An 8516-nucleotide genomic window follows, 5' to 3' on the forward strand; every position below is an offset into this window, starting at 1 on the left:
ACATTCAAAATGGGTGTCGACTGGTACACCGCTATCGTCGGAACGCCGCCCGGAGCAAGCTCGCTCCCACAGGATCGGATGCATGCACACTATCTCAACAACCGCAGCATATTGCGGTGCCACACCTCAAAAATCCGGCGCATGTAAGCATTCACCAGTAGCGCTTCTGTTAACGCGCCACCGATAGCCGAATACGTCACACGGTCGGTGTACAGCGTACCGCCCTCGCCGGCCGCAACCCGGTGTTCATGACGAAAGGCAGCCAGCGCTGTCGATTCAGGCGACGGCCATTCGACTAATCAGTGAATCACTCACATCCAGCGGAGATAAAACCATGCGATTCATGATCATTGTGAAAGCCAGCCAGGATTCCGAGGCGGGTGTGATGCCCAGCGAGGAACTGATGACCGCGATGGGCAACTACAACGAGGAACTGGTCAAGGCCGGCATCTTCATCGAGGGCGATGGCCTGCAGCCAAGCAGTAAAGGCGCTCGCGTGCGTTTCTCGGGTGACAAACGCACAGTGATCGACGGCCCGTTCGCCGAAACCAAGGAGCTGATCGCCGGCTACTGGATATGGCAGGTGAAGTCGAAACAGGAAGCGATCGACTGGGTCAAGCGCTGCCCCAATCCGATGCCAGGCACCGACGCCGAGATCGAGATTCGTCAGGTATTCGAGGCCGAAGATTTCGGGGACGAGTTCACACCGCAATTGCGGGAGCAGGAAGAGCGGCTGCGTGCGCAGGTGAAGAAGCGCTGAATAGTCCGATTATTGTGGCGAAGGGGCTTGTCCTCTCGCCACATCTAGCAGTCCGTCGAAATCCCCCCCCTGTTTCGCATTAACTTTTTAGTACACACAAGTCCCCTCAAGCGTGTACAAAAAAACCAAATATTCCCCCTTCGACTGGCGAACCCGGCGTCAGCTGCTCGCTTCAACAGACGTGTCCTACAGGCTTGATAGGAAAGAGTTTTACGCAGTAACGGCCGCCAAGTGCCGAGTTGTCCAATGAGCCACGAAGGAACGGGGGGATTCATGTCGAACAATTCGGGAGCACACGCCTTTCTATTGGCGGCATCAATAGCGCCTGTCGTTTATGCCCACGCGGATAACGCCGACACGGCCAACAAAAGTAACAACCCGTTGAACCTGGCGCCCGGCGACGTTATTGGTGTGCCGCAATTGCTGCGTGCCACCGTGCCGATCAGCACTCGCCCCGATCCAAACGGCGGCTACAGCACGGGCGAAGGTGATCTGAATATTTTCGATATCTTCTTGCTCAAGACTGACGGTGTGCAGCTGGGCATCGGTCCGCAAATCACCGCACCCACCGCCGATCAGGACGAACTGGGCACTGGCCAATGGCAGGCCGGCCTGGCGGCCATTGCGATTGATTCATCGCCGCGCGGCCTGCTCGGCGCATTGGTGCAGTACCAGAGCTCTTTCGCCGGCGACCACGATCGCGCCCACGTCGGAACCGCAACGATGCAGCCCTTCATCATTCACAACCTGGCCAGAGGTTGGTATTGGCGTTCGACCGGCACCTGGACGTTCGACCTGAAAAACGACACCCATTACACCCCACTCGGTTTGGGTGGCGGAAAAGTGTGGAAATCCGGTTCCAATATTCTCAATGCTTTCGTCTAACCTCAGTGGATCGTGGAACGCAAAGGCGATGGCCTGCCGCAGTTCACGCTGTACGCCGGGATCAACGTCACGTTTGGCAAATAAGGACTTTTCTATGCACGGTGCAATTCGCGCAGCCGGTTTCAGCCTGATGACCATGTTCGTCAGTTGCGGTGTCGGCGCCCAGGATCTGGATACGCGGATCGGCAAGATCGCGATGGAAGGCGAACTGCCGGCCTGGACAAAGGCAGGGGCGGCAAGTATCTGGTACTGCCACCGGGTGCCGAGCCACTGGCCGACTCTGGCAAGTATTACCTCGCCAAGTCGGAAACGATGAACGTGTTGGTGGGTCTTTGCGCCCTCGATCCGGACCCGGCCAAGGGCAAGGGCAAGGGTTTCGAGAACAACTGGGTGCAAACCGTGCCGGGCAAACACTGGTTCAGCTATTTCCGCCTGTACGCGCCCACCGAAGCCTATTTCGACAAAAGCTGGAAACTCGACGACATCACGACCGTGGAATGACGCCCAAGTTCCAATAAGGAAGTTTTATGAATAACCAGCCAGCGCTTCCAACAGGACACCGTGCGCAGCACCTTGCAGGACGTGGGCATTGGCTCCGCTGCAGCGTTGCTCTCGACCTGGGTCACCGATCGTGCGGGCCTGGAGCGTTTCGCCGCCAACGCCCAACCGGTGACCGACGATCAGCCGCGTACTGCCGACCCTGCTGGACCTGCGTATAGCGCCACCGCTGGTGAATGCCGATGCGGTTTTCAACGAGCGGATGAACGCACACCAGCAACGCCTGATGCAGTTTTATCGGGCGAGCCTGCATGCTTATGACGGTGACCGCGACGCGTGGGCCAGGGATATTCGCGAGGTGATGCGCGGGGATGGCGGGAATCCTTATTTTCGGTGGTTTGTCGGGAAGTGATGCAGCGCCTCCACGATCGTCATTTGACAGACGCCGGCCATCCGGCAAAGCTGCGTCAAGCTTGCACGCGCGCCTGACGGCAAACGCACCCGGACTATGGAAGTCGCAATGCCGAAACATAAAAATAAAGCGGTACAGACAAACCCTGATTCGCCACCGACCTTGATTAACCGTTACCTGTTTCCCGTCACGCTCGGCGTTTTGCTGTTGGCCATAGCAGGGATCGGCTGGTTTCTGTTCAGCAGCAAACCGGTCGCCGTGACTTATGCGCCTGTCAGTACGCCGGTCACTCAGCCGGCCAAACCGCAACCGGTCGCCGTGGCGCCGGCAACGATGGTCGATGAGCAACAATGCCAAGGCTGCCACAGCGAGCAGGTCAAGGACTGGCAAGGTTCCCATCACCAATTGGCAATGCAGGAAGCCAATGCCGAGACGATGCTGGGCGACTTCAATAACGTCACCTTCAAAGCGGAAAACGAAACCACCCGTTTCTCCCGCAAAGACGGCGGGTTCTGGGTCAACACCCCTGGCATTGACGGCAGGAATGCCGACTTCAAGGTCGCCTACACCTTCGGCATCGCACCGTTGCAGCAATATTTGATCGAGGTCGGCGAAGGTCGGTTGCAAGCCCTCGGCGTGGCCTGGGATACCGAGAAGCACCGCTGGTTTCACCTCTATCCGGGCCAGGGTGTGAACTTCAAAGACCCGTTGCACTGGAGCAAGCCGAGCCAGAACGCCAACTTCATGTGCGTCGAGTGCCACACCACCGGTTACAAACGCAACTTTGATGCCGCGAAAAACACCTTCGGCAGTCACTGGAACAGCCTCGGAGTCGGCTGTCAGGCTTGCCACGGCCCGGCCTCCAATCACCTGGAATGGACAGCAAAAAAGGGTGACCTGATCCATGCCGGTTTTGCCGTCGACCTCAAGGACAAGAACGCCACTGTAGAAATCGAAACCTGTGCCCGCTGCCACTCGCGCCGCGCGCCATTGGGCGACGGCTTCACCACTGGCAAACGCTTGATGGATGACTACCTGCCGAGCACCCTGACCCGCGAGTTGTACGCGCTGGACGGCAAGATCAAGGACGAAGTGTTCGAACACGGCTCCTTCGCCCAGAGCAAAATGTTCGACAGGGGCGTGCGCTGCAGCAACTGCCACAACCCGCACAGCACCGAACTCAAGGCGCCGGGCAACGGTGTCTGCCTGCAATGCCACAACACCGCCGGCAAGACTTCGGTGGACGGCGTCGACGGCAAAGGGCTGCAAGCGAAGAACTACGATTCCATCGAACACACCCGCCACACCATGGGCCAACCGGGTTCGCAGTGCGTGGATTGCCACATGCCCGGCAAGTTCTACATGGGCAATGACTTCAGGCATGACCACAGTTTCAGCATCCCCAACCCTGAGCGAGCGAAAAAACTCGGCACACCGGACGCTTGCCTGACCTGTCACCAAGGCAAGGCGGGCGACAAGGTCACCGAGCAATTCAAACTCTGGAACACCACCACCGCGCAGGCACCGCGTTACGACGAAAGCCTGTGGCTGATTCGCAATGGTCAGCCCGGCGCGGCACATGCCTTGTACGAACAGCTTCAACGCAGCAACTTGCCAGCGATTCAGCGCGCGACCCTGCTCGCTGAGTTGCCGCTGTACCCAAGCGAACAGGCGTTGAAACTGGCTACCAAGGACTTGAGCCACCCGGCACCGCAAGTGCGTGAAAGCGCCGTTCGGGCGATCAGCGCGTTCTTGCCGCCGCCGGAGCGGGCGTCGCTGCTGACGCCGTTGCTGGGTGACCCGGTGAAGGCTGTGCGAATTGTCGCGGCCCGGGATCTGCTGAGCGTGGCTCGTAATGGCTTGGGTAACGCCCAGGACAACTGGAATGCGGCCATCGCCGAATACGAGGCGGTCCAGAAAAGCCTGGCTGAACGCGCCGAAGCCAACCTCAACCTGGCCATGCTCTATCAAGCCAGCGGTCGTAGCGGCGAAGTCGAAGCGCTGCTGCGCACCGCCCTCAAGCGCGATCCGGATTTCTACCCGGCGCTGGTGACGCTGGTGCAATGGCTGGAGGCGAATGGACGCAGTCAGGAAGCTCAGTCGCTGCTGGAGCAGAGCCTGAAAGAACATCCGGATGCCGCCCTGCTGCAACATACTCAAGGCCTTTCCCTGGTGCGCGCGGGCAAATCCGCCCAGGCCATGCCGGCCCTGCGCAAAGCCGCGCAACTGGAACCTCAGAACGCTCAGTACGGTTACGTGTTGGCGGTGGCGTTGCACGACAGCGGCAAGGTCGATGAGGCCTGCCAAGAGCTGGAGCGGCTGCTGAAAGTGCAACCGGTCAATCGCAATGCGCGGTTGTCGTTGATCCAGTACTACCTGGAAAACGGGCAGGAGCCCAAGGCGCAGGTGCTGTTGCAGGGCTGGAAGAAAATGAACATGGGGGATCCGGCGTTGAAATGACCCTTGCGCCAGGCCTGTAGCAGCTGCCGAGCAGCGCGAGGCTGCGTTCAGCGACGAAGTCGTCGTGAAATCAGGCGATACGGTTTACAGGAAAACCGCGTTTGCAGGGTTTACAACGACTTCGTCGCCGAACGCAGCCTCGCGCTGCTCGGCAGCTGCTACATAGACGGTGGCATCACCAGGACGAACCGCTTTTGAGCGCCAACTCCCGTCGACTGTTCGCCCGCATCGCCTTGATCAACGACACCGTGCCCACCAGCAGAATCGCAGCGCCGAACAGGAAGTCGATGTTGTAGAGCTGAAAGTCCTGCAACGGCCCCATCAGCAATATCCGGACTGCACCGATACCCACCAGCGTGGCGAGAAAATCAATGCCCGGCTCGTCGCGATAAAACACGTGCATCAGCGGCAGGCAAATCACCAGCAATAACAGCAATACAATCACCTTGAACGAGCCTTTGCGCTCGACGCTGAACGCACATTCGTTGGCGGCGTAAGGCTTGTAATCCTCGTCGCGAACCAGCGAGTTTTTCTCGTTGATGTACTCAACCCGGTTGTACTTCTTAATGGGCGAAAAGGTGTTCGACATCTCCATCACCGTAGTGATGTGGCGGAAGCGCAAGTCGATGCGCTCATTGCTCTTGAGGTAATACAGCACCGGTTTGTAGCCATAGCGGTAGGTGTCGAAGGGAAACTCGGTGGCGCGTCCCTGTACGCCAATCGGTCGCGGCTCGAGCTCCGCGTAGGCACTTTTGTTGTCTGAGGCGAGGTTACGGCTCAGGGGTTTGATCCTGACCTGTTCGAGGAAAATCGGCGTGGTGCCGTAGGACCATTGCAGCGGTTCCAGGCGCAGGCGCAGTTCGTTACGGCCCAGGTCGTAGCGGTTGAAAGTACGCTCGGAAACAATCACCGCGCCGCTGAGCAGGAACTCGCCACGCAGGTTGTTGGTGATGCGCAGGGTCAGCTGATCCTTGCCCAGCGACAGCGCATCAGCGGCCGGTGGCGTGCCGCACCATGCGTAACTGTCGAACGCACCACCCAACTGCCCACCGCGGTTTTCCTGGAACACATAAAAATAACCGCCCCACAGGGTCAACATCAGCAGCAACGCGGTTAACCCTAAAATCTTCTTGCCCACACTCAAACCAGACTCCTTTCGGTACGACTCCCTTATGAGGTGCGGACTCTACCAAAGTGCCATCGCTGCCCAAAGCAAAAAGATCGCAGCCTGCGGCAGCTCCTACACCGACCGCGTAGGAGCTGTCTTTTTTACCGCCGCCTGAACAACGGCCGCGGCTCAATCACCGAACGCCCATACAGCACACTCATCCCGGCCAGCCCCTTGAGCGCATCTTCGGCGGATTTGTCCTCACGCACCGCAAAGCTGTCGAACCCGCATTGACGCATGTGGCTGAGTTGGTCGCGCAGTACATCGCCGACTGCGCGCAACTCGCCCGTCCAGCCCAATCGAGTGCGCAGCAAGTACGCCTGGCTGTAACCGCGACCATCACGGAAGCTCGGAAAATCCAGGGCAATCAGCGGCAGGTGTGAAAACCACGGTTTGAGACTTTCCACCTCATCGTCCGGCCCCAACCACACGCCATTTTGCGGTGGACCTTCAAGCCAGCAGGCCAACGGCAGAATCACTGCACCCGCCGGCCATTCATCATTGACATCCCTGACCAGGGTCCAGGGATCATCAGCGACAATCCGCGCCACACCCTCCTCCAGCCGCAGCAAATTGTTCATGCCGACACCTCCAGCAGCTTCGGATAGACCTGCTCTTTGAACGGTTCCAGACCGATGCGCTGCAAGGTGTCGACGAACACTTCCTCGCTCTCGCGGTAATTGACGAACGTGGCGATGATCTGCTCGATCACCCCGGGCACTTCGGCGGCGCTGAAGGACGGGCCGATGACTTTGCCCAATGCGCTGTTCTTGCCCTGAGCCCCACCGAGGGTGATCTGGTACCACTCGCTGCCGTTCTTATCGACCCCAAGAATGCCGATGTTGCCGATGTGGTGGTGGCCGCAGGCGTTCATGCAACCGGAGATGTTCAGGCTGATGTCGCCCAGATCATGCAGATAGTCGAGGTCTTCGAAGCGTGCCTGAATGGCTTGCGCGATGGGGATCGACTTGGCATTGGCCAGCGCGCAGAAGTCGCCGCCGGGGCAGGCGATGATGTCGGTCAGCAGACCGATGTTGGCGCAGCCCAGGCCCTGTTCGCAGGCCAGGCACCAGAGCGTGTAGAGATCAGCCTTGGGCACGTCGGGCAACACAATGTTCTGTTCATGGGCGATGCGAATTTCACCAAAACCGAACTGCTCGGACCAGTCGGCCACCGCCTCCATCTGCTCGGCCGTGACATCACCCGGCGGCGCGGCAATGCCCGGTTTGGTCGACAGCACCACACTGGCGTAGCCCGGCACTTTGTGCGGCTGAACGTTGCGCGACACCCAACGGGCGAAGGCCGGGTTTTCGGAAAGACGTGTGCCGAAGTCGAGGTCGGTGTCCGCCAGAGCGCGGTAGTCCGGTGGCACAAAGGCACTGGCCACGCGCTCATACTCAATGTCGGTCAACTGCGCAGGGCCGTCCTTGAGGTACTGCCACTCCTCCTCCACTTCCCGGGCAAAGGCTTCGATGCCTAGCGCCTTGACCAGAATCTTGATCCGCGCCTTGTATTTGTTGTCGCGCCGACCGTGGCGGTTGTAGACCCGCAGCACCGCTTCGACGTAGGACAGCAAATGCTGCCACGACAACCCCTCGCGAATCTGCAAACCAAGGATCGGCGTGCGCCCTAACCCGCCGCCGACGATGACCCGCAGCAGCATTTGCCCGTCGTCACCCGGGTAAAGATAGAGGCCGATGTCATGCATCATGATCGCCGCCCGGTCCTGTTCCGCCGAGCAGATGGCGATCTTGAACTTGCGCGGCAGGAACAGGAACTCCGGGTTGATGGTCGACCACTGCCGCAAGATTTCCGCCAGCGGCCGCGGGTCGATCATTTCGTCCGCCGCCACCCCGGCAAAGGCTTCGGTGGTGATGTTGCGCACGCAGTTTCCGGAGGTCTGGATCGCGTGCATTTCCACTTGTGCCAGGCGCTCGAGAATGTCCGGTACCTGGGCCAGTTCGATCCAGTTGAACTGCATGTTTTGCCGGGTGGTGAAGTGGCCGTACCCGCGATCGTAATCCCGGGCGATGCTCGCAAGCGTACGCATCTGCAGCGCGCTTAACGTGCCGTAAGGAATCGCCACGCGCAGCATGTAGGCGTGTTTTTGCATGTACAGGCCATTTTGCAAACGCAGCGGCAGGAACTCTTCTTCGCTCAACTCGTCCGCCATGAAGCGTTCGACCTGATCGCGAAACTGCGCGACCCGCTCAAAGACCAGGGCCCGGTCATAGTCATCGTACTGATACATGTGGCTACCTCATCAGGATTGATCGCACGCTCTGCCCCGTAGCAGCTGTCGAGCACCGCGAGGCTGCGTGCGGCTGCGTAGC

7 protein-coding genes and 3 pseudogenes are annotated in these 8516 nt (G+C 59.4%); 6 read left to right on the forward strand and 4 right to left on the reverse strand.

Annotation, left to right across the window (positions count from 1 at the left end; genetic code table 11):
• Positions 1-89: 89 nt before the first annotated feature.
• Positions 90-260, reverse strand: a pseudogene (locus tag MO767_RS30525) (polyketide cyclase); the annotation flags it as partial.
• A gap of 74 nt (positions 261-334) precedes the next feature.
• Between MO767_RS30525 and MO767_RS30530 the strand changes: the two are divergent.
• The 6 genes and pseudogenes from MO767_RS30530 to MO767_RS30555 all read left to right on the forward strand — a co-directional run bounded on the left by MO767_RS30530 (position 335) and on the right by MO767_RS30555 (position 5015).
• Complete coding sequence (locus MO767_RS30530; RefSeq protein ID WP_282483568.1) at positions 335-760, forward strand: YciI family protein; 426 nt, start codon at positions 335-337, stop codon at positions 758-760.
• Positions 761-1033: 273 nt separating this feature from the next.
• Positions 1034-1729, forward strand: a pseudogene (locus tag MO767_RS30535) (hypothetical protein).
• A gap of 10 nt (positions 1730-1739) precedes the next feature.
• The gene (locus tag MO767_RS30540; RefSeq protein ID WP_282483569.1) at positions 1740-1961 is read left to right on the forward strand and encodes a hypothetical protein; all 222 of its coding nucleotides are present in this window, start codon (positions 1740-1742) and stop codon (positions 1959-1961) included.
• A complete protein-coding gene (locus MO767_RS30545; protein ID WP_282483570.1) occupies positions 1958-2146 on the forward strand; it encodes a hypothetical protein in 189 nt (62 codons plus the stop codon). Before MO767_RS30540 ends, MO767_RS30545 begins: the two co-directional genes overlap by 4 nt.
• 36 nt (positions 2147-2182) lie before the next feature.
• Positions 2183-2555: pseudogene (locus MO767_RS30550) on the forward strand (spermidine synthase); the annotation flags it as partial.
• A 108-nt stretch (positions 2556-2663) separates the two neighbouring features.
• Positions 2664-5015, forward strand: a complete 2352-nt coding sequence (locus tag MO767_RS30555; RefSeq protein WP_282483571.1) for a tetratricopeptide repeat protein — start codon at positions 2664-2666, stop codon at positions 5013-5015.
• 175 nt (positions 5016-5190) lie between these two features.
• Here the strand turns inward: MO767_RS30555 and MO767_RS30560 are convergent, their stop codons facing one another.
• From MO767_RS30560 to MO767_RS30570, 3 genes are all read right to left on the reverse strand, one after another.
• On the reverse strand, positions 5191-6159 hold the full coding sequence (locus tag MO767_RS30560; protein ID WP_282483572.1) for a hypothetical protein: 969 nt from the start codon (positions 6157-6159) through the stop codon (positions 5191-5193).
• A gap of 125 nt (positions 6160-6284) precedes the next feature.
• Positions 6285-6764: a DUF934 domain-containing protein gene (locus tag MO767_RS30565; RefSeq protein WP_282483573.1), complete on the reverse strand. Its 480-nt coding sequence runs from the start codon at positions 6762-6764 to the stop codon at positions 6285-6287.
• Positions 6761-8434: a nitrite/sulfite reductase gene (locus MO767_RS30570; protein WP_282483574.1), complete on the reverse strand. Its 1674-nt coding sequence runs from the start codon at positions 8432-8434 to the stop codon at positions 6761-6763. Before MO767_RS30570 ends, MO767_RS30565 begins: the two co-directional genes overlap by 4 nt.
• Between the last annotated feature and the right edge of the window lie 82 nt (positions 8435-8516).

The organism is Pseudomonas sp. UYIF39 (assembly GCF_029963765.1).
Lineage (GTDB): Bacteria > Pseudomonadota > Gammaproteobacteria > Pseudomonadales > Pseudomonadaceae > Aquipseudomonas.